This window comes from Kutzneria chonburiensis (assembly GCF_028622115.1).
Lineage (GTDB): Bacteria > Actinomycetota > Actinomycetes > Mycobacteriales > Pseudonocardiaceae > Kutzneria > Kutzneria chonburiensis.
The window spans coordinates 3,054,876-3,079,545 of sequence record NZ_CP097263.1 but is presented as its reverse complement, the minus strand read 5'-3'; the positions used below and the strand labels follow the sequence as shown (position 1 = coordinate 3,079,545).

General features: G+C 70.1%; 24 protein-coding genes. 12 read left to right on the top strand and 12 right to left on the bottom strand.

Going from position 1 to position 24,670, the window contains the following annotated elements:
* Nucleotides 1-34 precede the first annotated feature (34 nt).
* Nucleotides 35-2,461 carry a DUF7617 domain-containing protein gene (locus tag M3Q35_RS14080; RefSeq protein ID WP_273942188.1) on the bottom strand — a complete coding sequence of 809 codons (2,427 nt, stop codon included), beginning with the start codon at nt 2,459-2,461 and terminating at the stop codon, nt 35-37.
* A 389-nt stretch (nt 2,462-2,850) separates the two neighbouring features.
* Here M3Q35_RS14080 and M3Q35_RS14075 point away from each other — a divergent pair, with 389 nt between their 5' ends.
* Nucleotides 2,851-3,507, top strand: coding sequence for a hypothetical protein (locus M3Q35_RS14075; protein WP_273942187.1), 657 nt, complete (start codon nt 2,851-2,853; stop codon nt 3,505-3,507).
* Between the two features lie 6 nt (nt 3,508-3,513).
* On the opposite strand, the gene cysC is transcribed toward M3Q35_RS14075, so the two are convergent.
* Together cysC and cysD are read right to left on the bottom strand one after the other, a co-directional pair.
* Nucleotides 3,514-5,319: an adenylyl-sulfate kinase gene (gene cysC / locus M3Q35_RS14070; protein ID WP_273942186.1), complete on the bottom strand. Its 1,806-nt coding sequence runs from the start codon at nt 5,317-5,319 to the stop codon at nt 3,514-3,516.
* A complete protein-coding gene (gene cysD, locus M3Q35_RS14065; RefSeq protein ID WP_379793902.1) occupies nt 5,319-6,248 on the bottom strand; it encodes a sulfate adenylyltransferase subunit CysD in 930 nt (309 codons plus the stop codon). The genes cysC and cysD overlap by 1 nt, the downstream gene beginning before the upstream one ends.
* An 86-nt stretch (nt 6,249-6,334) precedes the next feature.
* Here cysD and M3Q35_RS14060 point away from each other — a divergent pair, with 86 nt between their 5' ends.
* Nucleotides 6,335-6,811, top strand: coding sequence for a nuclear transport factor 2 family protein (locus M3Q35_RS14060; protein ID WP_273942184.1), 477 nt, complete (start codon nt 6,335-6,337; stop codon nt 6,809-6,811).
* Here the strand turns inward: M3Q35_RS14060 and M3Q35_RS14055 are convergent.
* Nucleotides 6,780-7,679, bottom strand: coding sequence for a helix-turn-helix domain-containing protein (locus M3Q35_RS14055; protein WP_446685269.1), 900 nt, complete (start codon nt 7,677-7,679; stop codon nt 6,780-6,782). The genes M3Q35_RS14060 and M3Q35_RS14055 overlap by 32 nt on opposite strands.
* 99 nt (nt 7,680-7,778) lie before the next feature.
* Between M3Q35_RS14055 and M3Q35_RS14050 the strand changes: the two genes are divergently transcribed.
* Genes M3Q35_RS14050 through M3Q35_RS14035 form a run of 4 tightly spaced genes read left to right on the top strand, consistent with a single transcriptional unit; the run spans nt 7,779 to nt 11,990 of the window.
* The gene (locus M3Q35_RS14050) at nt 7,779-8,945 is read left to right on the top strand and encodes a hypothetical protein (RefSeq protein WP_273942183.1); all 1,167 of its coding nucleotides are present in this window, start codon (nt 7,779-7,781) and stop codon (nt 8,943-8,945) included.
* A 4-nt stretch (nt 8,946-8,949) separates the two neighbouring features.
* Nucleotides 8,950-10,119, top strand: a complete 1,170-nt coding sequence (locus M3Q35_RS14045; RefSeq protein ID WP_273942182.1) for a sulfotransferase family protein — start codon at nt 8,950-8,952, stop codon at nt 10,117-10,119.
* Entirely contained in the window at nt 10,116-10,907 is a 792-nt protein-coding gene (locus tag M3Q35_RS14040; protein ID WP_273942181.1) for an SDR family oxidoreductase, read from the top strand. The genes M3Q35_RS14045 and M3Q35_RS14040 overlap by 4 nt, the downstream gene beginning before the upstream one ends.
* Nucleotides 10,908-10,922: 15 nt before the next feature.
* Nucleotides 10,923-11,990, top strand: coding sequence for an NAD(P)H-dependent amine dehydrogenase family protein (locus M3Q35_RS14035; protein WP_273942180.1), 1,068 nt, complete (start codon nt 10,923-10,925; stop codon nt 11,988-11,990).
* Here M3Q35_RS14035 and M3Q35_RS14030 read toward each other — a convergent pair.
* From M3Q35_RS14030 to M3Q35_RS14020, 3 genes are read right to left on the bottom strand one after another with little or no spacing between them, the layout of a single operon-like run.
* A complete protein-coding gene (locus M3Q35_RS14030; protein ID WP_273942179.1) occupies nt 11,965-12,582 on the bottom strand; it encodes a TetR/AcrR family transcriptional regulator in 618 nt (205 codons plus the stop codon). The genes M3Q35_RS14035 and M3Q35_RS14030 overlap by 26 nt on opposite strands.
* Nucleotides 12,583-12,609: 27 nt before the next feature.
* Nucleotides 12,610-13,629, bottom strand: coding sequence for a hypothetical protein (locus tag M3Q35_RS14025; RefSeq protein ID WP_273942178.1), 1,020 nt, complete (start codon nt 13,627-13,629; stop codon nt 12,610-12,612).
* On the bottom strand, nt 13,626-15,065 hold the full coding sequence (locus tag M3Q35_RS14020) for an FAD-dependent oxidoreductase (protein WP_273942177.1): 1,440 nt from the start codon (nt 15,063-15,065) through the stop codon (nt 13,626-13,628). Before M3Q35_RS14020 ends, M3Q35_RS14025 begins: the two co-directional genes overlap by 4 nt.
* Before the next feature lie 207 nt (nt 15,066-15,272).
* On the opposite strand from M3Q35_RS14020, the gene M3Q35_RS14015 reads away from it, so the two are divergent.
* From M3Q35_RS14015 to M3Q35_RS14005, 3 genes are all read left to right on the top strand, one after another.
* Nucleotides 15,273-16,124, top strand: coding sequence for an alkaline phosphatase family protein (locus M3Q35_RS14015; RefSeq protein WP_273942176.1), 852 nt, complete (start codon nt 15,273-15,275; stop codon nt 16,122-16,124).
* A gap of 78 nt (nt 16,125-16,202) precedes the next feature.
* Nucleotides 16,203-17,465 carry an MFS transporter gene (locus M3Q35_RS14010; RefSeq protein WP_379793904.1) on the top strand — a complete coding sequence of 421 codons (1,263 nt, stop codon included), beginning with the start codon at nt 16,203-16,205 and terminating at the stop codon, nt 17,463-17,465.
* Nucleotides 17,462-18,439 carry a TolB family protein gene (locus M3Q35_RS14005; protein WP_273942175.1) on the top strand — a complete coding sequence of 326 codons (978 nt, stop codon included), beginning with the start codon at nt 17,462-17,464 and terminating at the stop codon, nt 18,437-18,439. The genes M3Q35_RS14010 and M3Q35_RS14005 overlap by 4 nt, the downstream gene beginning before the upstream one ends.
* A 103-nt stretch (nt 18,440-18,542) precedes the next feature.
* Here the strand turns inward: M3Q35_RS14005 and M3Q35_RS14000 are convergent, their stop codons facing one another.
* Genes M3Q35_RS14000 through M3Q35_RS13980 form a run of 5 tightly spaced genes read right to left on the bottom strand, consistent with a single transcriptional unit; the run spans nt 18,543 to nt 20,921 of the window.
* Nucleotides 18,543-19,040 carry a hypothetical protein gene (locus tag M3Q35_RS14000; protein WP_273942174.1) on the bottom strand — a complete coding sequence of 166 codons (498 nt, stop codon included), beginning with the start codon at nt 19,038-19,040 and terminating at the stop codon, nt 18,543-18,545.
* A 34-nt stretch (nt 19,041-19,074) separates the two neighbouring features.
* The gene (locus M3Q35_RS13995; protein ID WP_273942173.1) at nt 19,075-19,521 is read right to left on the bottom strand and encodes a peptidase inhibitor family I36 protein; all 447 of its coding nucleotides are present in this window, start codon (nt 19,519-19,521) and stop codon (nt 19,075-19,077) included.
* Nucleotides 19,522-19,555: 34 nt separating this feature from the next.
* Complete coding sequence (locus tag M3Q35_RS13990) at nt 19,556-19,960, bottom strand: peptidase inhibitor family I36 protein (protein ID WP_273942172.1); 405 nt, start codon at nt 19,958-19,960, stop codon at nt 19,556-19,558.
* An 8-nt stretch (nt 19,961-19,968) separates the two neighbouring features.
* On the bottom strand, nt 19,969-20,436 hold the full coding sequence (locus tag M3Q35_RS13985) for a hypothetical protein (RefSeq protein WP_273942171.1): 468 nt from the start codon (nt 20,434-20,436) through the stop codon (nt 19,969-19,971).
* Complete coding sequence (locus tag M3Q35_RS13980; protein WP_273942170.1) at nt 20,433-20,921, bottom strand: hypothetical protein; 489 nt, start codon at nt 20,919-20,921, stop codon at nt 20,433-20,435. The genes M3Q35_RS13985 and M3Q35_RS13980 overlap by 4 nt, the downstream gene beginning before the upstream one ends.
* Nucleotides 20,922-21,124: 203 nt before the next feature.
* Here M3Q35_RS13980 and M3Q35_RS13975 point away from each other — a divergent pair, with 203 nt between their 5' ends.
* From M3Q35_RS13975 to M3Q35_RS13965, 3 genes are all read left to right on the top strand, one after another.
* Nucleotides 21,125-21,673, top strand: coding sequence for a hypothetical protein (locus tag M3Q35_RS13975; RefSeq protein WP_273942169.1), 549 nt, complete (start codon nt 21,125-21,127; stop codon nt 21,671-21,673).
* 39 nt (nt 21,674-21,712) lie between these two features.
* Entirely contained in the window at nt 21,713-22,450 is a 738-nt protein-coding gene (locus M3Q35_RS13970; RefSeq protein ID WP_273942168.1) for a YcnI family copper-binding membrane protein, read from the top strand.
* Nucleotides 22,451-22,721: 271 nt separating this feature from the next.
* Nucleotides 22,722-24,659, top strand: a complete 1,938-nt coding sequence (locus tag M3Q35_RS13965) for an alpha-L-fucosidase (RefSeq protein WP_273942167.1) — start codon at nt 22,722-22,724, stop codon at nt 24,657-24,659.
* Nucleotides 24,660-24,670: the final 11 nt, after the last annotated feature.

Below are 24,670 nucleotides of genomic sequence, written 5' to 3'. Positions count from 1 at the left end.
CGGTGCCGCCGATGGCGGCACCGCGGTCAGCTGCTCAGCAGCCGAGCAGGTTGCAGGCCACCGCCGAGGAACCGGTGGTCCTGGACGGCGGCGTGCCGTCCGGCGAGTTCACCGGCACGTACGAGGCCGACGCCGTGTTGGTGAAGGGCAGCAGGGAAATCAGCAGCTGGGTCGAGCAGTAGACCTGCTTGCTCTGCCCCGCCGCCAGATCGAACGTGCCCGCCGCGCTCCGGCACGACGATTCCGCGCTGTCGTTGACGGTGGCGCCGGTGATGCCGACCGGACCGGCGTTGGTCACCGTGATCCGCCAGTGCGGGTTGGCCAGCAGCAGTCCGAGCAGACCCGGAGTCGCGTGTTTCACCCACGGCCCCGGACCGCCTGGCCCGCAGTCACTGTTGTGCGCGGACGCGCAGATCTCCTTGCTCACCGTCACGTTCGGCTGGCAGCCGGACCCCGGCGCGACGCGCAGGCTCACCGTGTTCGAGGTGAGCGGGCCGGTGGCGTCCGAGCCGGTGGCGGTGTCGGTGACGCCGCTCACCGTGCAGGTCGACGAAACCGTGGTGCGGAAACAGATCTGCGGTGCGTCGCCGGTGAACGACACCACCAGGTGCGGCTGGTTGCCACCGGTGAAGTCGTTGCTGTTGTTCAACACCAGGTGCGCCGAGACGGTGATGGCCGGATGCGCGGCCGGCGAGATCCCCGACAGGTCGAGGCTCCCGTCGGCGGCGAACGACGGATGGGCGAACACGGAACCGTTGACGTCGCTGACATCCGCGGTCGACGCGGCCAGATTCACGTTGGCCAGGTTCATGTTCTCCAGCCGGGCATCCGTGTAGCCGTGGATGTGGTTGGCGCCGCCGTCGCAGTAGAACGAGGATGGCGTCAACGTGACGTCCGCGCCGCTGTGGATGCACGGCGAGTTCGACGTGGACGGGTCCTCGGAGAACAGGATGCCGGCGTCACCGAGCCCGAACAGGCAGCGGGTGGTCGGGTCGTACGCGTAGCCGTAGTCCCGCGTTACGCCGCCGTTGGCCGAAGGATGGGTTGCCGGCAAAGGGAATCCGGCGCACGCGGCGGCCGCCGTCCAGTCGTAGCACACGGTGGCGCCGGCGACGGACCCGCCCCAGATACCGGTGTAGCTCCGCAGGTGCCCGTCCGGACCGAGGGCGTTCTCCGGATTGAAGACCAGCTGGCTGCTCAGGCCGTTGAACACGGTCGGTGCGGCCAACGGGGTGCCGTCGATCTGGTAGCAGGTCGTGGTCGACGTGGGATTGCCGGCCGTCGTCGAACACGCGCCGACCGCGTTGTTGCCGGTGTCGTAAGCGGTGTAGGCGTCGTACGAATTGCCGCTCGGCGCGACGGGGTGCGGGCTGCTCCAGCCGGCGCACGCCGAAGCCGTGGCCGGGTCGAAGCAGCCCAGCACCACCGGGCCACCCGGCGACGACGAGCCGAAGACCTTGCCGCCGGCCACGGCCAGCGAACCCATGTACAGGCCACCGGGCCCGTTGTTATTGGCCGGCACGACCGGGGCGTACGGCTGGCCGGCGCAGGGCGACTGCGAGGCGATGGTCAGGCACAGCACCTGTCCGTTGGTGCCGAAGCCGTACAGGTTGCCGCCGGTGGTGACGAGGCCGGCGAGGCCGTATGCGCCGCCGCTGCCGGTGCTGACCAGCGGGAAGTAGCCGCAGTTGGCCCGCGCGGCCAGGTCGAGGCAGCCGACGCCGACCGAGGCGGCGGTCGTTGCGGCGTAGTAAACGACGCCGGGCCGGCCCGGATCCTGCACGTACTGCGGGGTCAGCGTGGTGGCGATGTCGCCGGTGGCGCCCGAGCCCAACGGGCCGGGCGCGGTGTTGACCGGGCGCGGCCAGGGACCGCCGGCACAGGGCGCGCCGGCCGTGAGGTCCGTGCAGACCAGCTTGGGTGCGGCGGCGTACAGGTGGTGGTACATGTTCCACGCCTCGACCGTGCCGTCCGCCCGGCGGTAGACGATCGGCGAGTAGCCGTCGCCGCCGGTCGCGGTGGCCGTCGGCTTCACCGGCGCCAGCAGGATGTTGCCCAGGTTGGTGCCGCCGGGGCGGGCGCCGGGGTTGGTCGCGCGCACCGCCACCGTTGCCGCGCCCGGGTCGGTGCCCTGGAAGTTGGTGCCGTCGGTCGACCAGGACGGCGTCCAGCCCGGCGGCACCTGGAGCGACCCCGGCACATAGGCCTGCGAGCCTTCGACGGGATCGGTGATGGTGGCCGGGGCCGAACCGCTCGAACTGGTGTTGGCGTAGCTGAGCACCCAGTTCAGGGTGTCGGCGTGATTGACCGGATCAGCGCCCGGACTTGTCACGTCCTGCACGCTCTTGGTCAGCCCGGACGGCGCTGCGACGGCGGCCGGTGCCGCTACTCCGGCGGCCACCGCGGCTATCACGACGCCGACGGTCAAAGTGGAGCGTGCGAAGGCCAGTCTTCGTTTCATACTCTCCCTCGTTCCCCAATGGACACCTCCGCCGGAATGGCCGGCGGCGGCGCGAAGGCGAGCGTAGGAAGACGGTTGCCGTCGGACAACAAGGGTCGCCGGGACGCGAACGTCGCTGCTCCCTCCGCGCGAATCCGTGCTGTCAGGCCAGACTCTGCGCACGTCCGCGGCATCGGCGCACTGGGCGGAACGGGGGGACCCGCTGGTCCGATCGACTACCGGTGAAAGTTCTCTCTTGTGGAGTCCCCGGCCGGCTCGCCGGGGCGTCGAATGTGTCGATATCGCCGGCCGTTTCGTCCGATCGTCGTCGGGGCCGCCGCAGACGGACGCTCGATCCGCTGGCCGTTCAGCCCTGTCCGAGGCGGATGCTTCGGACGACGATCATGTCCATGACGCTTCCCTTCGTCGCCTGCGTGACGTGCCAGCAGGTCATCCAGGACAACGAGATCACGGCGCGGACCATCCGCCTGTGCCAGCACTGCGCCACCGTGCCGTGGTATCACGACGCCTGTCTGCATGGGGCCGCCAACTGCCCGACCTGCGCGCAGCCGCTGACAGTGGCCGACGAGTGGTCACCACGCCAACCCGCGCCGGACCGCAGCGCCTGGGCCGGGGAAGACCAAGGACACCAGCAGGTCGCCGCCTCATGGGACAGCATCGTCGCGCGCCCCACCACCAACGACGCGTGGTGGACCGCGCTCTACACGTTTCTGCAGAACCCGCCGGCGGCCGGGGAATGGGAGTACCTGGGTTTCCAGCACGGTGCGCACGAGATCCGCTGGCACGGCGAATCCGCGGCGGTGTTCGGTCCCGGCGCCGTCGATGTCCATTTCCACGTCCACTTCACCGGGCACGTCTACGACGGCCAGCCGGAGTGGACCTACGGCAGCGCATGGATCACCGGCGTGCACCACATGTCCGTCAACATCCAGGAGAATGCGGCGCTGCACAACACGGTGCTGCCCGTCCTGACCCACCACTGGGCGTCGATCACCATGAGCGAAGCGGCCCTTCGCGCGGCGGAGGACGGGAAAACCTGGCGCTGACGCGGCTCACGGGCGGTCGAGGAGAGCGAGCACCTTGATCGCCATCGCGGCCGGGTCGCCGTCCTGGGGACGGAGCACGAGAGCGGGCTCGGCGGGCGCCTCGTAGGGATCGTCGACCCCGGTGAAGCCCGTGATCTCGCCGGCCCTGGCCCGTGCGTACATGCCTTTGGGGTCACGGGCCTCGCAGACGTCGACGGGCGTGTCCACGAACACCTCGAGGAAGGCGAGCCCGGCGGCCTCGTGCCGGGCTCGCACCAGGTCGCGGTCGGCGCGGTACGGGCTGATCAGGGACACGACCGCGACCAGCCCGGCGTCGGCGAACAGCTGGGCCACCTCGCCGACCCGCCGCACGTTCTCGGCCCGGTCCTTGGGGCTGAACCCCAGGCCGGCGTTGAGGCCGTGCCGGAGGTTGTCGCCGTCGAGCCGGTAGGCCGGGCGGCCGGCGAGCACCAGGCGGCGTTCCAGCTCGGCGGCGACGGTGGACTTGCCGGAGGCCGAGAGCCCGGTGAGCCACACCGTCATACCCCGCGTCGCCCGGTCGGAGCGGCCGACCGCGGTGGGGTGCCAGACCACGGACGCGCTCGGCTCGGTGATCATGCCGGCGGCGACCGTGTTGTTGGTGGCGTCGTCGACCAGGATGAAGCTGCCGGTCGACCGGTTGCGGCGATAGGAGTCGAACAGCAGCGGCGCCTGGGTGCGCAGCCGGACCCGGCCGATCTCGTTGAGCGACAACGACTCGGCGGCTTCGTCGCGGTGCAGGGTGTTGACGTCGATGCGGTACGTCAGGTCGTGCACCTGCGCCCGCACCGAGCGCGTGGTGTGCCGCAGCGTGTAGCGGGCGCCCGGGGTCAGCGTGGACCGTTCGGTGAGCCAACAGACCATGGCGTCGATGTCCTGACCGACATGCGGCCGGTTGTGCGGACGGCAGATCAGGTCGCCGCGCGCCACGTCCAGCTCGTCGTCGAGGCGCACGGTGACCGCCTGCGGCGGGAAGGCCTCGTCGACCGGCTCGCCGCCCGGCCCCCAGATTTCCCTTATCCGTGAGGGAAAACCGGCCGGCAGCACCACGACATCGTCGCCGGGCTTGAGCACGCCACCGGCCACGGTGCCGGCGTAGGTCCGGAAGCCCTGCGCGCGGACCACGTACTGGACCGGGAGCCGCGCGTCGATGAGGTTGCGGTCCGAGGCGACGTGCACCTCCTCCAGGTGGTGCAGCAGCGAGGTTCCCTCATACCAGGGCATGTTCGCGCTGCGCTGCACGACGTTGTCGCCGTGCAACGCGGAAATCGGCACGAACGCGAGATCGGCCACGGTCAGCTTCATCGCGAAGCGGCGGAATTCCTCGCGGATCTCGGCGAACCGCTCGGCCGACCAGTCGACGAGATCCATCTTGTTCACGCACAGCACCAGGTGGGAGACGCCGAGCAGGCTGGCGATGAACGCGTGCCGCCGGGACTGCTCGACGATGCCCTTGCGCGCGTCGACCAGGATCAGCGCCAGGTCGGCGGTGGACGCGCCGGTGACCATGTTCCTGGTGTACTGCACATGTCCGGGCGTGTCGGCGATGATGATCTTCCGCTTGGGCGTGACGAGGTAGCGGTAGGCGACGTCGATGGTGATGCCCTGCTCGCGTTCGGCCCGCAGCCCGTCGGTCAGCAGGGCCAGGTTAGGTTCGTCCTCGCCGCGCTCGCGGCTGGTGCGCTCGACCGCGGCGAGCTGATCGGCGAAGATCGCTTTCGAGTCGTGCAGCAGCCGGCCGATCAGGGTGGACTTCCCGTCGTCGACACTGCCCGCGGTGGCCAGCCTCAGCATCAGAAGTAGCCTTCCTTCTTGCGATCCTCCATGCCCGCCTCGGATATCCGGTCGTCGGCCCGCGTGGCGCCGCGCTCGGTGGTGCGACTGGCCGCCACCTCGGTGATCACCGATTCCGCCGTGGTGGCGGTGGATTCCACGCAGCCGGTGCAGGTGGCGTCGCCGACGGTGCGGAAGCGCACCGATGCCTCGAACGGCTCATCGCCCTCGAGCAGCGTGACGAACCTGGTGTGGGCCAACAGCATTCCATCGCGGTGCACGACACGGCGCCGGTGCGCGTAGTAGAGCAACGGCAGTTCGATGTGCTCGGCGGCGATGTAGCGCCAGATGTCCAGCTCGGTCCAGTTGGACAGCGGGAAGACGCGGATGTGCTCGCCTTTGCGGTGCGCGCCGTTGTAGAGGTTCCACAGCTCGGGCCGCTGGTTGCGGGGATCCCACTGGCCGTATTCGTCACGGAAGCTGAACACGCGCTCCTTGGCCCGCGCCTTCTCCTCGTCGCGCCGGGCGCCGCCGAACGCCGCGTCGAAGCCGTTCTCGGCGATGCCCCGCAGCAAGGTGATGGACTGCAACCGGTTCCGGCTGGCGCGCGGCCCGGTCTCCTCCACGGCCCGGCCCGCGTCGATGTCGTCCTGCACGGCGGCGACCACGAGCCGCACGCCGAAGCGGGCCACCGCGCGGTCCCGGAACGCCAGCACTTCGTCGAAGTTGTGGCCGGTGTCCACGTGCAGCACCGGGAACGGCACCGGTGCCGGCCAGAAAGCCTTGGCCGCCAGGTGAAGCAGTACCACCGAGTCCTTGCCGCCGGAGAACAGCAGGGCCGGCCGCTCGAAGGTGGCCGCCACCTCGCGCAGGACGTGCACCGACTCGGCTTCCAGCGCCCGCAGCGGGGACAGCTCGTACGTCGTGGCCATGGCGGAACCACCCTTCACGTCGGAAGGAAATTAGAACAGGTTCTTGTTCTTGGTCAACCGATGCCGCAACCTGGACGGCGCCACTTCCGCCAGAGGAGGACCCGATGGACCTGATCGCGCTCGAGGAGATCCGCCGGCTCAAACACCGCTATCTGCGCAGCCTGGACCTCAAGCGCTGGACCGAGTTCGGGCTGACGCTGACCGTCGACGCCACGGCCGACTACGGCACCCCGGTGTACGGCGACCGGCTGAGGCTGGCCGGCCGCGACGAGATCGTCACGTTCATGAGCCGCCGGCTCGGGCCGGAGGTGATCACCGTGCACTTCGCCGGGCAGGCCGAGATCGACATCGACGGCGACGAGGCGACAGGCACCTGGAACCTGCTGGACACCGTGATCGCGACCGATCGTCAGGTCGTGATCCAGGGCGCCGCGTTCTACGAGGACCGCTACCGGCGCGAGGACGACGGCGTGTGGCGGATCAGCCACACCGGCTACGACCGGACCTACGAGGCCATGTTCACGCAGACCGACCTGCCCGGCTTCAAGCTCACCGCCAACCGGTGGGCCGCCGTCCGCTGACCTGCGAGGTGACCGCGTCGGCCGCGGCGACCAGTGCGTCGCCGCGGCGGGCGATCTCGGCGCCGGTGATGGCCGCGCCGACGTACAGGGTGAGCACCAGCTCCTGACGGCCGTCGGCGTCGAAGGTCGGCGCGGCGAGCAGGCTCACCGGGTGTTTGCGCCGCGCCGCCAGGTCGGCGCCGAGGTACACCCGCTCGCCGAGGCTGGAGACCATCTCGCCGACCAGGTCCCGCACCTCGGCCGGCAGGTCGTACGCGGCGACGCCGGCCATCAGCGCATGCAGCCGCATCCCGTTGGGGGACAGGCTTTCCACCAGGTAGCCGCGGTCGCGGCACTCGGTGACGACCTGCCGCAGGTGCGCGCGGTCGGTGCGGGACGGCAGCGTCGGCGGCCGGGCCAGCCACTCGTCCAGGGCCCGGTCGCCGTCCCACAGCACGTACATCAGGCCGACCGGCGGGGCGAACGGGTAGGTCTGGCCGACCTTGACCGTGGCGGCGGCCCGCGCCGGCCCGCTGCTCTCCAGCACCATGATCTGCTCGCCGACCACGGCGGACGCCGTGCCGACGGTGTCGTAGCGGGCGCTGAGCTCGGCGAGTTCGCGCCGGGCCAGCGCCGCCGCCGTGAAGTCCTGCTGGGCAACGCGTCCCGCGGCGATCAGCGCCGGACCGAGCCGGTAGGCCTTCGTCGCCGGATCGAGCACCAGATAGCCGCCGCGGGTCAGCTCGTTGGCGATGCCCAGGCACGTCGGCTTGGCCAGCCCGACCGCGCGGGCCAGTTCGGACAGGCCGAAGCGCCGGCCCGGGTGCGCGACCAGGAAGTCCAGCACCGCGACCACCCGCTCGGTCGGCGGCGAGCTGCGGGTCACCATTGCCAACTTCTAGAACGCGTTCTAGCCTGGCCAGGCCGGCGTTTGTACCGCATCGGTACATATTTGTACCGCCGTTACCGAGGTGTCAAGGAGCCGCCCGTGCTCACCCAGCCGTTCGCCGACGCCATCGCCGAGGCCGAGAAGGTCATCGCCGGCGCACCGCACGTCCGGACCGAGCAGGACCTCGTCGAGGGCTACGACTACCTGGCCGGCAGCATCCGGGCGTCGCTGCAGATGGCCTGGGCCTACCAGCGCGACTTCCCGTTCTTCGTCCGGTCGACCGGCCCGTACACCAAGCTGGGCCTGGACAACCCGGACACCCTGTACTTCCACGCCTACGTGCGCGACGACTGCGAATACGTGGTGACCGGCCGCCGCGGCAGCACCGCCGACCTGAGCTTCCAGGTGCTCAACGGGGACTACTCGCCGGTGGACGTGCCGGACAGCCTGACCGCGTTCGACGACCGGGCCATCGAGATCGGCGAGGACGGCTCCTACGAGCTGCGGTTCGGCCCGGCCAAGGCGGACGCCGGCCCGAACTACTTCACCCTCGGGCCCGGTTCGGCGATGCTCATCGTGCGGGAGGTCTTCAGCGACTGGGCCACCGAACAGCCCGGCCGCATTCGCATCCACCGAGCCGGCGCCACCGGCGCCCCGCCGCCGCTGACGCAGGACGTGCTGGCCAAGCGCTACGGCGTCGCCGGCAAGATCCTGGTCAGCCGGCTGCGCACCTTCCTGGCCTTTCCCGAGTGGTTCTACCTGAAGCTGCCGGTCAACACGATGACCGCGCCGCGGGCCACGCCCGGCGGCCTGAGCACCCAGTTCTCCTCGGTCGGCCACTACGATCTGGCCGACGACCAGGCCATGATCGTCACCGTGCCGGCCTCGGACGCGCCGTACCAGGGCTTCCAGCTGGGCAGCATGTGGTACGTGTCGCTGGACTACGTCAACCACCAGACCAGCCTCACCGCCGACCAGGCCCGCGTCGACCCGGACGGCAAGATCCGGTTCGTTGTCGGCGAGCGCGACCCGGGGCTGGCCAACTGGCTGGAGTGCACCGGCCACGCCCGTGGCTACCTCCAGATCCGCTGGCAGCGACTGGCCCGCAAGCTCACTCCCGAGGACGGCCCCGAGGTGGAAGTGGTTCCCGTGCAAGAACTTCCGGAGCGGCTGCCGTTCCACGAGCAGAGCCGGATCACGGCGTCGGAGTACGCGGCGCGGATCGATGCGCGCCGGGCCGCCACCGCCGACCGGATGCTGGGCTGAGGCGATGATCGTCGGACGGGACGGTGTCGGCACGGTCGAGGACCTGCACGCCTCGGCGACCAAGATCACCGGGCTGACGGACTTCGGCGACGACGACTATCTTGACGGACTCGCCGTGCTGCTGGCGTCCTACGAACGCGACGCCGGCCTGACTCCGTTGGGCAACAAGGTGATGCGCTCCTTCCTGCGCGGAGCCCTGGTGTCCCGGCTGCTCAGCGAGGCCGCGTGGCAGCAGTACCCCGAGCACGCCGAGGTGCCGATCGAACGGCCGATCTTCGTCACGGGCCTGCCGCGCACCGGAACCACGGCGCTGCACCGGTTGCTCAGCGCGGATCCGGCCCATCAGGGCCTCCAGGTGTGGCTGACCGAGGTGCCGCAACCCCGGCCGCCCCGGGAGACCTGGGCCGGCAATCCGGTGTTCCAGGCCATCGAGGAGAACTACCGCCGGCACCACGTCGAGCATCCCGAGTTCATGGGGCTGCACTACATGTCGGCCGACGAGGTCGAGGAGTGCTGGCAGCTGCTGCGCCAGTCGATGCGGTCGATCTCGTACGAGTGCCTCGCGCACCTGCCGACGTACTCCGCCTGGCTGGCCGGCCAGGACTGGACCGAGGCCTACCGCCGGCACCGGCGCAACCTCCAGCTGATCGGCCTGCCGGACCGCGATCGCCGCTGGGTGCTGAAGAATCCCAGCCACCTGTTCGCCCTCGACGCGCTGCTGGCCGCGTACCCCGACGCGCTCGTGATCCAGACGCACCGGTCCCCGCGGTCCGTCATCGCGTCGGTGTGCAGCCTGAACCAGCAAGCCAGCGCCGGCTGGTCCACGGTGTTCGAGGGCGATGTCGTCGGGCGGGACCAGTTCGACCTGTGGGCGCGCGGCCTCGACCGCTTCACCGCCGACCGGGCCAAGTACGACCCGGCGCAGTTCTTCGACGTGCGGTACCGGGACCTGGTCGGCGATCCGATCGGGACCATGCGGGCGATCTACGCGCACTTCGGGCTGCCGCTGACCGACCGCGCGGAGGCGGCCATGACGGCCATCCACGCGGACAACAGCTCCGGCCAGCGGCAGCCGGCGCATCGCTACCAGTTGTCGGACTTCGGGTTGACCGGCGAGGAGGTCGACGAGCGCTTCGCCGACTACCTGCTGGCACAAGGTGGGGACGGGCTATGACGATCTTGGATCTGTTCCGGGTGACGGACAAGGTCGCCGTGGTCACCGGCGCCGGCCGCGGCATCGGCGCGGCCACGGCGGTGGCGCTGGCCGAGGCCGGCGCGGACGTGGTGATCTCCTCCCGTACGGAGGCCGAGCTGCACGAGGTGGCCGCCCGTATCGAGCAGGCCGGCCGCAAGGCCCACGTCGTGGCGGCCGACCTGAGCGCGCCGGACGCCGCCGCCGCACTGGCCGCCGCGGCGCAGGAGACCTTCGGGCGGCTCGACATCGTGGTCAACAACGTCGGCGGCACCTACCCGCGGCCGCTGCTGGACACGACCGTCGAATTCCTCGAAGAAGCCTTCCGCTTCAACGTGTCCACCGCCCACGCCCTGACGGTCGCCGCCGCGCCGGCGATGCTGGCCGACTGCGGCGGCGCGATCGTGAACATCTCGTCCGTGATGGGACGCGTCGCCGGCCGCGGCTTCGCCGCCTACGGCACGGCCAAGGCCGCGCTCGCGCACTACACCCGTTTGGCGGCAACGGATCTCTCGCCCCGCATCCGGGTCAACGCGATCGCCGTCGGCTCGGTGGCGACCTCGGCGCTGGACGTCGTGGTCCGCAACGACGAGCTGCGCGGCAAGATGGAAGCCGCCACGCCGCTGCACGTCATCGGCGACGCCGACCACATCGCGGCCACGGCCGTGTATCTGGCCTCTGGCGCCGGCGGTTACGTGACCGGCAAGGTGTTCGAGGTGGACGGCGGCCTCCAGGTGCCCAACCTGGAGTTCGGCCTGCCCGATCTGTGACGGAGGGAAGCGCCCGTGGCCTATCGGGTGGTGCAGTGGAGCACCGGCAACGTCGGGCGGCACGCGATCGCCGGCATCGCGGCGCGCCCGGACCTCGATCTCGTCGGCGTGTGGGTGTCCACAGTGGACAAGGTCGGGCGGGACGCCGGCGAACTCGCCGGACTCGGCCGGGAACTCGGCGTCGTCGCGACCGACGACGTGGAGGAGTTGCTGGCGCTGCGGCCCGACTGCGTCGTGTACACGGCGATGGCCGACGACCGGCTGATGGAGGCGATCGACGACCTCCGGCGCATCCTGCGAGCCGGGATCAACGTGGTCTCCAGCAGCCCGGTGTTCCTCCAGTTCCCGAAGGGAACCGTGCCCGACGAGGTGTCGGAACCGGTTCGCCGAGCGGCGGCCGACGGCGGAGTGTCGTTGTGGGTCAACGGCATCGATCCCGGTTTCGCCAACGATCTGCTGCCGCTGGCGCTCACCGGGATCAGCGAACGCGTCGACCAGGTGCGCTGCCTGGAGATCCTGGACTACAGCACGTATCACAACCGCAAGGTGCTGTTCGACATCATGGGATTCGGCGGCGCGCTGTCGGACATCCCGCTGCTGCTGCAACCGGGTGTGCTGAGCCTGGCCTGGGGCAGCGTGGTTCGCCAGCTGGCGTCCGGTCTGGACATCGAGCTCGATGGGGTGGAGGAGAGCTACCAGCGCCTGCCGGCGCCGGAGACCTTCGAGATCGGCACCGGGGAGATCGCCGCCGGCACGGCCGCCGGGCTGCGGTTCGAGGTGCGCGGGATGCGAGGCGGCCGTGCGGTGTGCGTGCTGGAGCACGTCACCCGGCTGCGTCCCGACATCGGGCCGGACTGGCCGCAGCCGGCGGGCCAGGGCTGCTACCGGGTCGAGGTCACCGGGGAACCCAATTACACGCTCGACCTGACGCTGCTCGGCTCGGACGGCGACCACAACACCGCCGGCCTCAAGGCGACCGCGATGCGTCTGGTGAACGCGATCCCGGCGGTGGTCGCCGCCCCGCCCGGGCTGCTCACGGCGCTCGACCTCCCGCTGATCACCGGCCGCGGACTGAGCCGCTGACGAGGGCCGGGCCGAGCCAGCGGCGGACCAGGGCCCGCAGGTCGTCGTCGGTGGGCGTGGGCGTCGAGGGGTACTGGAGCAACGACAGGAACAGCCGCATCAGGATCTCGGCCAGCCCTTGGAAGTCGTCGTCGGTGCGGACGCCGGCGGCCGCCCAGTCGACCGGCGTGTTGCGCAGGATGCGGGCGCCGAGGGCGAAGGACTGGGCCGAAGTGACCGCGCCGGTGAAGACGTCGGCCTCGCCCGCCTCGAGAAGCAGACCCAGATAGGGCTCGCGGGGAACCGTGTGCAGGCTGAACAGCACCGACTCCACGGCGACCTCGGCCGGACTGCCGAACGAGGCCAGATGGCGCTGCATCCGCTCGGCGAAGGCTTCGACGCCGGCAATGGCGACGGCGGCGAGGATGTCCGGCAGGCGCGGGAAGTACCGGTAGACGGTCTGCCGGGTCACGCCGGCCTCGGCGGCGATGTCGGACAGGCTGGTCCTGGCCAGCCCGGCCCGGTCGATGCACGCCGTCGCCGCCTCGACGATCCGGTGACGGGCCTCGTCCTCGGTCCGCGGCGGGTTGCCCTGCCATCCGTGGTACCCCATACGCCCATCTTCCCTGAACCGGGCGGTTCAGGCCGGGGCCGGTGCCCGGTTCCGCACCCGATTGCGCGCGGCCAGCACGAGACCGGCCCCGAGGAAGCAGGCCAGGACGTAGAGGTTGCCGGCAAGGGGGAGGCCGCCGAAGGCGCTGAGCCAGCACACCGCCAGCACGCCGAGGTAGGTGACGGGATAGATCCGGACGAAGGCGGAGGCCGGCTCGTCCGAGGCGGGCGCCGTGGCGATGAGCCAGCCGCCGGCCAGCCACACCAGCGCCAGTTCGACGCCGAGAACCCAGGCCTGGGCCGTGGTGTCGCCACGGAACAGGCTGGACGGGATGCCGAAGACCACCATCGCCAACGGTGTGAGGACGCCGGCCAGCAGCGGAGCCAGCCGGCTGCGGCCGGCCAGCCGCACGACCAGGTAGGTCATGGCGGCCATCGAGACGGACGCGAACAGCAGCATGCTGGTCATCGGCACCGACGCCAGCGCCGGGTGGTTGACCATGGCGTTGTCCGGGTTCCAGGCCCACCACCGCAGTTGCGGCCCGATCTGGTCGAACACCTCGTAGAACACCTGGCACACGAAGGCGACGGCGACCGAGCCGAGCAGCGGGCCGCGGTGGCGGAAGACGCCCAGCGACCGCACGGTCTCGTAGGCGAGCTGGCTGAACATCGGGTAGAACGCCACGATGTACAGCGGCAGCCGGTCCTGCATGAACTGCACGGTGAAACGGTTGTGGGCGAAGATGAAGCCGTAGATCTGGTCGAGCCCGAACCACTCCGGGAAGTACAGCGGCGGCTCGATGACGAACAGGTAGACCAGCGAGGCGAACCACAGCGCCAGGTTGACCGGGTCGCCGGCCCGGTGGCGGCGGATGGCGTGCACCAGCGCGAAGACGGCGCCGCCGATGACGAGCACCTCCAGCAACGGCATCGTCCAGTTGGCCAGCTCCCAGGGGAAACGGACCGAGATCACCGGTGACACGTCGTGGCAGTCGAAGCCGAGGCCGCGGGTGACGGCCTCGGCCGCCGGCCCGCAATCGGCGCTCACCGGGCCGCCGCGGCGGAGTAGTCGGTGGCCGGCGGCTCGGCCCGCGCGTCGAAGTCGAACGGAACCCGTTGCCGCCCCAACGCTTTCCGGAGGTAGTGCCGTAGGAACCCCGCGAGCATCCGAGGGTTGCGCAGCATCTGGCTCAGCGACTCGTCCATGTTGAACACCTTGGCGAAGTGCTCGTCGACCACGTCGTCCTCTCGGGCGGCGCCGACGATGAAGCTGAACGCCGGGCCGGACACCGCCGCGAGGAGACGGCGTCGCCACTCGGGCGGTTTCTCGGTGCCCACCGCACACTCGTAGCCCTGGTCCCGGGCCATCGCGAGCGACCACGGCACACGGAGCAGTGTGCGTTGGCCCGCAAGGAACCGTGCGATGAAAGCCGCGTCGAGACGGTCGGCGCGGGCGAGGTGCTCACGCAGCAGCAGCGCCGAGCCCGCCGCGGAGCTGATGCCCTGCGCGTAGAACGGGTTGAACGCGCAGATCGCGTCGCCGATGAACACCAGCCCGCGCGGTGGCTGGCGCAGGCGGTCGTAGCGACGCCACTTGTTGCCGGTGGACCGGGTCAGGTGCACCTCGGAGGTCGGCGCGCAGCGGGCCATCGCGGCGGCGAACAACGGCGTCCGCACCCGGGCCGCCGACTCGACGAACGTGTCGGTGGTGCGCGGCATGTCCAGGCCCCACGAGCCCATGCAGGCGATGACCCGGTTGCCCTCGATCGGGAAGAGGTTCACCAGGAACTCGTGCTCGGCCGGATGGTCGCCCTTGTCCGGGGTCGGCATGATCACCAGGTGCTGCCACCACCAGGAGGGCGGTCGGGGTGTCGGCAGTTCGTACCAGCGTGAGGTGTAGGTGACCTTCGCGTCGAGGGTCCGCACCTCGGGTTCCGGCCATCCCGCCGCCACCAGCCAGCCGCTGACCGAGGAGCCGCGGCCCATCGCGTCCACCACGAGGTCGGCGTCGATGTGCTCGCCGTCGACGTGGACACCGGTGACCGCGCCGTCGCGGGTGCTCAGGCCGGTCACCGTGACACCTTCGCGGACGGCCACGTTGGGCAGCCCGCGCACCTTGTCGCGCAGCACGCGCTCGATGAGGATCCGCGAGCTGTAGATCATCGTCATCGCACTGCGCTTGCGGGCCGACCAGCCCTGTCCGTCGAGGTAGGCGGCGTCCATGGACGGCATCAGGTGCAGGCCGCCGGCCGCGATGAGGTCGTCCTCGAAGCCGGGGAACAGCGCCCCGATCGCGCGACGACCGGAGTTCAGCAGGAAGTGCGGGTGCTTGCTCTGCGGCACGCCGCGGCGGTGCTCGGCCGCCGCCGGCAGCTCGTCGCGTTCGAGCACCAGCACCTGGTCGAAGTGTGGGGCGAGCGCCCCGGCGCTGCACAGGCCGGCGGCGCTGCCACCGAGGACGACGGCGGTCTTGCCGAGCTTCACTCGGACCAGCTCCCCACGTCATTCATACAACTGTGCATCAAATGTATGAATGACGCCGCGTGGGTGTCAAGGCGCCGCCGGTGGGTTTGTTTACTTCGCGCACATCCACCGTTTCCGGGGTATTGGGGCCGCCGCCGTCGGTGACTCCCAGTATTGGTCGGCCCTGGCAGCGCGGTCAGGGCCGGTCATGAACCTCCAGGAGGATTCGTGTTACGGAAGCGCACAGCGGCCGCGATCATCGCGGCGGCGGCCCTCATCGGCTCGGCGACGGCCGTGGCCGTCACCTCGTCCACCGCCGAGGCGGCGACGAGCGTGCCGGTGTTCGACCACGTCGTGCTGGTGATGTTCGAGAACCACGCCTACTCCCAGATCAACGGTAGCTCCAGCGCCCCGTACTTCAACAGCCTCGCCGGGCAGGGCGCCAAGTTCACCCAGTCCTTCGCGGTCACCCACCCGAGCGAGCCCAACTACCTGGCGATCTTCTCCGGGTCGACCCAGGGCATCACCGACGACAGCTGCCCGCACACGTTCAGCGGCAACGACATCGCGGCGCAGCTGATCGCGGCGGGCAAGTCCTTCACCAGCTACTCGGAGAGCATGCCGTCGGACGGCTGCACCGGCTGCACCAGCGGCCAGTACGCCCGCAAGCACAACGCCGCGCCGTTCTTCAGCAACGTGCCGGCGGCCAGCAACCTGCGCTACTCGGACTTCCCGAGCTCGGCGAACTACGCGAGCCTGCCGACCGTCTCCTACATCGACCCCAACCTGTGCAACGACATGCACGACTGCTCGGTCGGCACCGGCGACACCTGGCTGAAGAACAACCTGGACGCCTACGCGCAGTGGGCCAAGACCCACAACAGCCTGCTCATCGTCACCTTCGACGAGGACAACGGCGGTTCGTCCAACCACATCTTCACCGCGTTCGTCGGCGCGCACACCCAGGTCGGCACCTTCACCAACCAGATCAACCACTACAACGTCCTGAGCACCATCGAAAGCGCCTACGGGCTGTCCCACCTCAACTCGGCCACCGAGATCACCAACGTGTGGAACTGATCGGCCGTTCGACGTGATCACCCCGCTCGCGGACCTGTTCCGCGAGCGGGCTCCGGCCGGACCACGGAGGTGGCACTCGTGTACCTGTCCACGATCGACCAACCGCACGCCGAGCAGCGTTCCCGTGGGCGGGCGTTGTTCCTGTTGAGCGGCAACGTGTTCGCGCTCGGCGCGGTCAGCCTGGTCACCGACATCTCCTCGGAGATGGTGACCGCGGTGCTGCCGGTGTACCTGGTGCTCGGGCTGCATCTGAGCCCGGTCGCGTACGGCGTCGTCGACGGCGCCTACACCGGGGCGACGGCGCTGCTGCGGCTGGTCGGCGGGTACGTCGCCGATGTGGTGCGGCGCCGCAAACTTATTGCCGGACTGGGCTACGGGATGTCGGCGGTGGCGAAGCTCGGGCTGCTGGCCGCGGGCAATGCGGTCGGCGCGATCGGGGCGGTGATCGCGATCGACCGTACCGGCAAGGGCCTGCGCACGGCGCCGCGCGATGCGCTGATCACGCTGTCCACCCCGCCCCAGCTGTACGGCCGCGCGTTCGGCGTGCACCGGATGATGGACACGATCGGGGCGTTCGCCGGACCGTTGGTCGCGCTGGGCATTCTGGCCGCCACCGCGCAGGCGTACGACGCGGTGTTCATGGCGAGCTTCTGCATCGCGGCGTTCGGCGTGCTGGTTCTCGTGTTGTTCGTACGGGACCATCGCGGCGAACAGCCGCCGAAGGGCACGGTGTCACCGTCGGCACTGGTCGGCCTGATGAGGATGGGGCAGGTGCGGCGGCTGGTGCTGGCCGCGTGCCTGGCCGGGATGGTGACCATCGGCGACGGCTTCGTCTATCTGTTGTTGCAGCAGCGCGAGGAACTCGGCATCGGCTGGTTCCCGCTGCTGGCCGTCGGCACGAACCTGTCCTACCTGCTGCTGGCCACGCCGCTGGGGGTGCTGGCCGACAAGGTCGGCCGGTTGAAGGTGGTGCTCGGCGGCTATGGCGTACTGGTGCTGGTGTACCTGTTGCTGTTCGGACCGCTCGGTGGCTGGCCGCTGCTGGTCGTGGCGCTCGCGCTGTACGGCTTGTTCTACGCGGCGACCGACGGCGTGCTGATGGCGCTGGCCGGGCCGGTGCTGCCGAAAGCCTTGCGTACCACGGGAATCGCGCTGATCCAGACCGGACAGGCGTTGTCGTACCTGGTGTCGTCGGTGTTGTTCGGGTTGGCCTGGACGGTGTGGGGACCGGCGAGCGCGAGCCGGATCGCCGCGGTGCTGGTCGCGGTGGCCGTGCTCGTCGTGGGCCTGTTGCTGCGTGGCCTGTCGGCGAAGTCCGAGACGGTGGGGGAGCAGGCGTGAAGCGACGGGTGTTGTTCGCGCTGCTCGGGGCGGTGCTGCTGACCGCGACCGCGATCGGGTACAGCGTCTTCACGGCTCGCGAGCACCCGGTCGCACAGGCGACCGATGCGCTGAGCCTCGCCGCCGGGCCACGGATCCTGTTCCGCAGCACCGCGTCGGACAGCGAAGGCCGCCTGGCGATGGTCGCCAAGGCCGCGCCCGGCGGGCCGCGCCAGGTGTCCGCGCTGAGCTGCCTGCGGGTCTACGCGGCCGGCGGCACCGGCGCCTGCCTGCGGCAGGACGGTGCGCTGGCCACCTTCCAGGTCGCCATCCTGGACCGCGCGATGACCGTGGTGAAGGCGATTCCGCTGGTCGGCGTGCCGAACCGCACCCGGGTGTCGGCGGACGGGCGGCTGGTCGCCTGGACTGTGTTCGTGGCCGGCGACTCGTACAACAACGGCCGGTTCTCCACCCGCGCCGGGCTGATCGACCTCCGCAGCCAGGACATGGTCGACTCGCTGGAATTCCTGTCGGTGACCCTGGACGGCCGGCCCTACACCGCCGCCGACCTCAACTTCTGGGGCGTCACCTTCGCCGCCGACGACAACCACTTCTACGCCACGATGTCCACCGCGGGCCACCGGTATCTGGTGGCCGGCGACATCGCGGCGAAGAGCGTGCGCACGATCGCCGAGAACGTGGAATGCCCGTCGCTGTCGGCGGATGGGCGGCGTATCGCCTTCAAGTCGGCGATCGACGGCGATCCGGCCAAGGGCTGGCGGCTGTCCGTGCTGGATCTTGCTTCGGGCACGCGGACCGCCCTGGCCGAAACCCGCAGCGTGGACGACCAGCCGGCGTGGCTGGACCAGAACACCATCGGCTACGCCGTTCCCCGCGGCACGGGCGACTCCGACGTCTGGGCCGTGCCGGCGGACGGCTCGGGCGGTCCACGGCTGCTCATCCCGCACGCCGAATCCCCGGCCGCCCTTGGCTGACCTCATCAGCGGTTCCGTGCACGCCATCGGTGTCGCCTACTGACCGGGGGCGGCTGGACATCCGCGTGCCCTCCACCTCCCGGTCAGCGGCGAGGCCTCCGGCTCAGCCGGTCCGGATGCCGGGTGACGACAGGTCGTCCTGGACCTCCGCGCCCGAGGGGCTGGCCCAGACCTTCTCGTTGAACAATCCTTCGACCAGCACGTCATGGTTGGTCGAGGTCGGGTTGAAGCAGGCGAGCGAGGTCCACGGCGGGATGTAGTAGATACCGTCGGTGCCGGTGTTTCCGGTGCAGTAGAAGTCGGTGGTGACCGTCGGCCACGTCGCGCCGTTGGCGTAGTAGAGCCCCTGTTGGCCGCTCCAGACGTATCTGCCCTGGGACGTGGCGGTCGCGACCATGATGGGCTGCCAGTAGGCGCCGGAGATCTTCACGCACGGCTTGAGGTACAGCCCGTTGAGGTCCTCGGTGCTCCCGCAGTGCCAGCTGGAGTCCGTGGTGTAACCCTGCCAGGTCCACGGACTCGCGCTGGCCGTGCCGGCCACGCCAAGCGTCAGGGCGCACACGGCGCCGAGGACGCCGGCCGCTTGTTTCCACCTTCTCATGCACGTTCTCCTTGCGAGAGCTTGGGTTTCTTCGTCAGTCGCCGCAGAACGACCACGCGCCGTTGTAGAGCCCGCCGTCCAGCCGGCCGTACGTGTTGGGCTCGAAGTACTCCACCTCGGGGTTGTGGTTGCTGGATCCCGACGTGCTGCAGTTGATGCCGTTGTAGACGGCGACGGTGTGGCCGGTGTTGTTGACCGCCGCGGCGGCGTTGCCGCCAACGGTCTGCCCGTAGCCGGAGCCGTTGCCCCAGTTGCTGAAGGTGGCCTGGCCGAGGTCGTACGCCGTGAGGGGGTTCCAGTGTTCGAAGGAACCCCAGCGGTTGGGCGAGTTGTAGTACAGGCAGAAGCTGTTGGCGGGGCAGGCTTCCGAGCCGCCGGGGCCGACGGCGTAGGCCGAGCCGGCCGTCCCGGCGAGCGTGGCCGCCAGTGCCGCCACGACGACACCGACGGACGCCGCCCGCTTGCCGGCTCTTCCGCTCATACGCAGGTTCATGGTGTTCCCCTCTGGTTTGGGCTCAGCCGGTGGACTCCATCGCCCAGTCGGCGTTGTGCAGGAAGTCGGGCAGGGCGTCGGCGTAGCCGGGGCCGAACTTCTGGCAGCTGTCACGGGCCAGGTCGGCGCAGACGATCCAGTCCTGGTTGGTGTTGTTGACCAGGGAAGCGGCGTTGCCGCCGACCGTCTGCCCGTAGCCGGAGCCGTTTCCCCAGTTCCCGAACCGGTAGTTGCCGAGGTTTCCGTAGTTGCCCGGCGACCAGTGCTCGAAGGATCCCCAGCCCAGCCGGGGCGAGTTGTAGTACAGGCAGAGGCTCCCGCTGGGGCACGCCTCGGCCCCACCAGGGCCGGCGGCGTAGGCGGGGGCGGTGGTGCCGACCAGTGCGGCGACGGCGCCGATCAGCACGACCGCGAGCCTTCGGTTCATTGGCGCTCCTAGCAGTTGATCGGCGGGCTTTCGACGTCCGACAGCAGGGTGGTGCTGCCGTCGACGGCCCACGACCTGGCCCAGTAGCACCGGCTGTCGCCGGTGTAGGCCGGGCCGTTCAGCGGTGCGATGCGCACCCAACCGGGATTGGGGCCGACGACCTCGCTCACGACCACACCGCTCCAGGTGATCGTCGACGTGCGGCTCGCCGACGTGCCCACCTGGAGGTAGAACCGGACGTCGGTCTGCGGCGACAGCACGTCCGCCTGGGCCTCCCAGATCCGTGGGCCCCCGTCGGGTCGCGTGGTGGCGGCGTCGATGCACGGCCGGATGGCCACGCCCATGCTGCTGGCGTAGGCCGGGTACTGGCGGCAGGCCTCGGTGTTGGCCGCCTGGGCGGCCGGCGCGGCGATCGTCAACGCCCCGAGGACGCCGGCCGCGGTGGCGAGCCGGATCGCTTTCACGGTGACCGTCACGTGTTCGTGCAGATCGGCGGGCTCTCGACGTCCGAGAGGATGGTGGTGGTGCCGTCGACGACCCAGGAATGGGCCCACCAGCAGCCGGACATGACGTCGACGTCGCCGTTGCCCACGGTGACGTGCACCCAGCTCGAGCTGGGGCCGACGACCTGGCTCACCACCGGGCCGTCGAACCGGGGCTGCTGCGTCGCCGTCGCCGACCAGCCCACCTGCTCGTAGACCCGGACATCGGTCTGCGGCGAGTAGGCCCACGTCTGGGCCTCCCACGCCCAGTCGTTGGCGCCGGTGTGCTGGTAGTCCCAGATGTAGTCGATGCAGGGGCGGATGCCGACCCCATGGGAGCCCCAGGCCGGGTACTGGCGGCAGGCCTCGGTGGGAAAGGCCTCAGCGGCCGGCGCGACGACACTGGCCACGCCGAGGAATCCGGCGATGGAGGTCAGTGTGGCGGCTATTCGGATGACGGCCTGGTTGCGCGGTTTCACGGTGCGGGCTTGCCTTCCTGCCTGATCGAGTTGGCGGGACGATCGTCGGTGCCCGCAGCATGGCGCGGTCGGCTGAAGTAACGCGGAAATCGCACTGCAGCCGTTCTGCAGCGGCGTGTGGCCTACCGGGAGTGCGAGGTTCCACACCGTGGGAGGTCGGCCCAGGTGAGGAGGTGTGCGGGGCCCATCGCTAGGCTGCATGGGTGCCTGCCGCTGCGCGTGTCGCCGACCCGGCGCTGCGCGTTGTGCGGGGCGGCCTGCTGGCCGGCGCCTCGACCGTACTGACGGTCACCGCACACGTGGCCGCGGGCGGCGGCGTCCCCGACCTCGGTCTGTTCCTGCTGCCGACGGTGCTGCTCGCCGGCGCGGGAACGCTGCTCGCCGAGCGGATCCGCGCCCGCGGCGTCATGATCGCGGCCCTCGGCGGCATGCAACTCGCGACGCACAGCCTGTTGTCGGTGAACGCCACCAGCCACCAGATGCTGCTGGGCGGCCGCGCCGTGGCCGGACCGGTGCCGATGGCCATCGCCCACGTGCTGGCCACGCTGATCCTCGCGGCCATTCTCACCCACGCCGACGCGGTCCTGACCGCCGTCGTCGTCGCGCTCGCCGCGGTGCTGCCGCGGCCCATGCCGGCACTGCCGGCATGGGCACCAGTCGTTGGGCCGAGGCCCGCATCGCGGCCGAGCACCGAGGTCATGATCGTGCTGCGGCGGGTCCGCACCCGCCGCGGACCCCCATCCGACTCCTGAATCCCTTACACCCCACCGTACTGACAGGAGTCAGGAGTCATGTCCCTTCGTTCATCCTCGCGCGCGCTGACCAGGATCGGCGCCATCGCCACGGTCACGCTGGCCACCGGCCTGCTGGGCGCGGGCATCGCCGCCGCACACGTGGAAACCGAGCCCGGCCAGGCCACCAAGGGCGACGAGTCCACCATCACCTTCCGCGTCCCCAACGAGGAGGACTCGGCCGGCGTGGTCAAGCTGGAGGTCAGCTTCCCGCTCGACCACCCGGTGCCGGAGGCGAACACCACGCCGATCCCCGGCTGGACGGCCAAGGTCACCAAGACCACGCTGCCTGCTGCCGTGCACCAGAACAACTCCGACGTCAAGGAGGCCGTGCAGACCGTCACCTGGACCGCCGACCCGGGCACCCAGATCAAGCCCGGCGAGTTCCTCCGGTTCCCGGTGCTGGCCGGCCCGCTGGCCGACAACACCGACAAGTTGACGTTCAAGGCCGTGCAGACCTACAGCAACGGCGACGTCGTCCGGTGGATCGACCCGCCGGCGGCCGAGGGTGCGCAGGAGCCCGAGCACCCCGCGCCGACGATCACCCTCGTCTCGGACTCCGCCGACAGCCCGGCCAAGCCCGCCGAGGCCGCCCCGGCGTCCACATCGGACAGCACCGCCCGCTGGCTCGGCGGCGCCGGTCTGGTGGTCGGCATCCTCGGGCTCGCCCTGGGCATCGCCATCGCCGCGCGGGGACGCCGCGCGGCACCGTCGGCGACCAAGTCCACAGTGGAGTGACGCGGCCGGCTGGGCGGGAGGCCTTCCTCCCGCCCAGCCGGTTCGGCGTGCCGCCGCTTGCCCGGCGCGGTCCGACAGGTCCGATGTTCGGCCTTAATTCTGTCCCACGTAAAAGAAATCGATCGAACGGAAACCAACAGGACCCTGCGGCGATCAAACAAAACCGATCTTGACCGCGCGGCGCGGGCCGCTGTAGCGTCCGACCGCTAGAGATCGGATGTATGTCGAAACACTCGGTTGTCGTCCCTTCCCTCGCCGCAGGAGGTAGACAATGCCGTCTTCGTCCGAACCACCGTTGTCCCGCCGGCATTTCCTGGCCGGTGCCGCCGCGGCCGGCGCACTGTCGGTGTTGCCCGCCGGCCTGTCGACCAGCACCGCCGACGCCGCCACTGGTCCGACCGGGGTACCGCTGCCGGCGCTGCGGGTGCCGCAGACCGACATGGGCCTGACGCAGCAACCGGACTCGAAGGTCGGCTGGCTCCAGGACGCCAAGATCGGCCTGTTCATCCACTGGGGTGTCTATGCCGGGCCGGCGCAGGGCGAGTGGTACGAGCGCAACGCCCAGGTCAAACCGAGCGTGTACCGGAATTTCCTCACGGACACGTCCGCCCAGCAGTTCACCGCCGACCAGTACGACCCCGCCGCCTGGGCGCAGCTGGCCAAGGACATGGGCGCGAAGTACGTGGTCCTGACCTCCCGCCACCACGAAGGATTCGGGCTGTACCCGAATTCTCACCCCAACGCCTGGACGTCCGCGCAAGCGCCGCTGAACCGGGACTTCGTCGGCGACTACGTGAGGGCGGTGCGTGCCGCCGGGTTGAAGGTGGGCCTGTACTACTCGCCGATCGACTGGCGCTACCCCGGCTACTACGACGTCACCGGCGCGGCCTTGTCCAGCCCACCGTGGAACTTCGAGGGCACTGACCCGGCGCACTTCGACTACAAGGCGAACGCGACCGTGATGAAGGAGGAGGTCTACCAAGCGGTCAAGCAGCTGGTGACCGACTACGGCCCGATCGATGACCTCTGGTGGGACGGCGGCTGGTTGGCTGAGAAGGGGTCCGACGCGGACGGCGCGTTTTTCTGGGAACCGGGCCAGTACCGCGACCCGGGCAACCAGTGGCCGGTCGGCGGTTACGGCGAGACCGAGTCGTCGACCGGAAAACCGTTGGGGCTGATGGGCATGGTGCGCGCGCATCAGCCCAACATCGTGGTGACGCCCCGGGCGGGGTGGGCCGGTGACTATCAGGTCGAGGAGGGCGGCTCGGTGCCGACCGGGCCGGTGCGCACCGGTGCGGTGGAGAAGGCGTTCACCATCCGCGGCGCTTGGGGCTACACCGCCGGCGCGACCGTGATGAGCTACGGCGACATCCTCGCGGTCGTGGTCAACAGCCTCGTGCGGAACATGACGACGATCATCAACGTGGGGCCGGACCGGCACGGCGTGGTGCCGTTGGACTCGGTGGCGGTGCTCCACCAGGTCGGCGCGTTCCTGTCCGATGTCGGCGAGTCCGTGTACAACACCCGTGGCGGGCCATGGAATCCGGTCGACGGCCAGGTCGGTTACACCTACCGGGGGTCGACGTTCTACGCGCACCTGCTGCCGGGTCAGGCGCAGGGCGCGTTCACGACGCCGTCAGTCGGCGATGCCCAGGTGAGTCGGGTCTACGACGTGCACACCAAGCTGGATCTGCCCCACACCGTGAGCGCCGACGGCCGCGTCACGATCACCGGCATCGACCGCAGCGCGCACCCGCAGGACACCGTGCTGGCGGTGGTGCTGGACCGCCCGGTGGTGGCCACCGACATCGCCCGCGGCAAGCCCACGACCGCTGACAGCCAGGAATCCAACCATGGCAACCTCGCTGTGAATGCCACCGACGGGGACACCTCGACCCGTTGGTGTGCGGCCGACGGCAACACCGGTCACTGGCTGCGGGTGGACCTCGGCACTGCCACGGCACTGACCGGTGTCCGGGTCGCCTGGGAGTTCGCGGGGAAGACTTACCGCTATCGGATCGAGGGCTCCACCGACGGCTCCGCTTGGAGCGCGCTGGTCGACCGCACCGCGAACACCGACACCAGTCAGGTGCATACCTTGCCGTGCACCGGATCCGCCCGCTACGTGCGGGTGACGGTGACCGGGCTGGACGCCGGCTGCTGGGCGTCGATCCGCTCCTTCGAGGTCTTCACCCGACCGTTCAGCTAGCCGAATCTGAG

What these genes read in the sequence shown, in the direction of transcription:
- M3Q35_RS14080 (WP_273942188.1), bottom strand. Translation starts at nt 2,461, where the DNA reads ATGAAACGAAGACTGGCCTTCGCACGCTCCACTTTGACCGTCGGCGTC.
- M3Q35_RS14075 (WP_273942187.1), top strand. Translation starts at nt 2,851, where the DNA reads ATGACGCTTCCCTTCGTCGCCTGCGTGACGTGCCAGCAGGTCATCCAG.
- cysC (WP_273942186.1), bottom strand. Translation starts at nt 5,319, where the DNA reads ATGCTGAGGCTGGCCACCGCGGGCAGTGTCGACGACGGGAAGTCCACC.
- M3Q35_RS14060 (WP_273942184.1), top strand. Translation starts at nt 6,335, where the DNA reads ATGGACCTGATCGCGCTCGAGGAGATCCGCCGGCTCAAACACCGCTAT.
- M3Q35_RS14055 (WP_446685269.1), bottom strand. Translation starts at nt 7,679, where the DNA reads ATGGTGACCCGCAGCTCGCCGCCGACCGAGCGGGTGGTCGCGGTGCTG.
- M3Q35_RS14045 (WP_273942182.1), top strand. Translation starts at nt 8,950, where the DNA reads ATGATCGTCGGACGGGACGGTGTCGGCACGGTCGAGGACCTGCACGCC.
- M3Q35_RS14040 (WP_273942181.1), top strand. Translation starts at nt 10,116, where the DNA reads ATGACGATCTTGGATCTGTTCCGGGTGACGGACAAGGTCGCCGTGGTC.
- M3Q35_RS14030 (WP_273942179.1), bottom strand. Translation starts at nt 12,582, where the DNA reads ATGGGGTACCACGGATGGCAGGGCAACCCGCCGCGGACCGAGGACGAG.
- M3Q35_RS14000 (WP_273942174.1), bottom strand. Translation starts at nt 19,040, where the DNA reads ATGAGAAGGTGGAAACAAGCGGCCGGCGTCCTCGGCGCCGTGTGCGCC.
- M3Q35_RS13995 (WP_273942173.1), bottom strand. Translation starts at nt 19,521, where the DNA reads ATGAGCGGAAGAGCCGGCAAGCGGGCGGCGTCCGTCGGTGTCGTCGTG.
- M3Q35_RS13990 (WP_273942172.1), bottom strand. Translation starts at nt 19,960, where the DNA reads ATGAACCGAAGGCTCGCGGTCGTGCTGATCGGCGCCGTCGCCGCACTG.
- M3Q35_RS13970 (WP_273942168.1), top strand. Translation starts at nt 21,713, where the DNA reads ATGTCCCTTCGTTCATCCTCGCGCGCGCTGACCAGGATCGGCGCCATC.
- M3Q35_RS13965 (WP_273942167.1), top strand. Translation starts at nt 22,722, where the DNA reads ATGCCGTCTTCGTCCGAACCACCGTTGTCCCGCCGGCATTTCCTGGCC.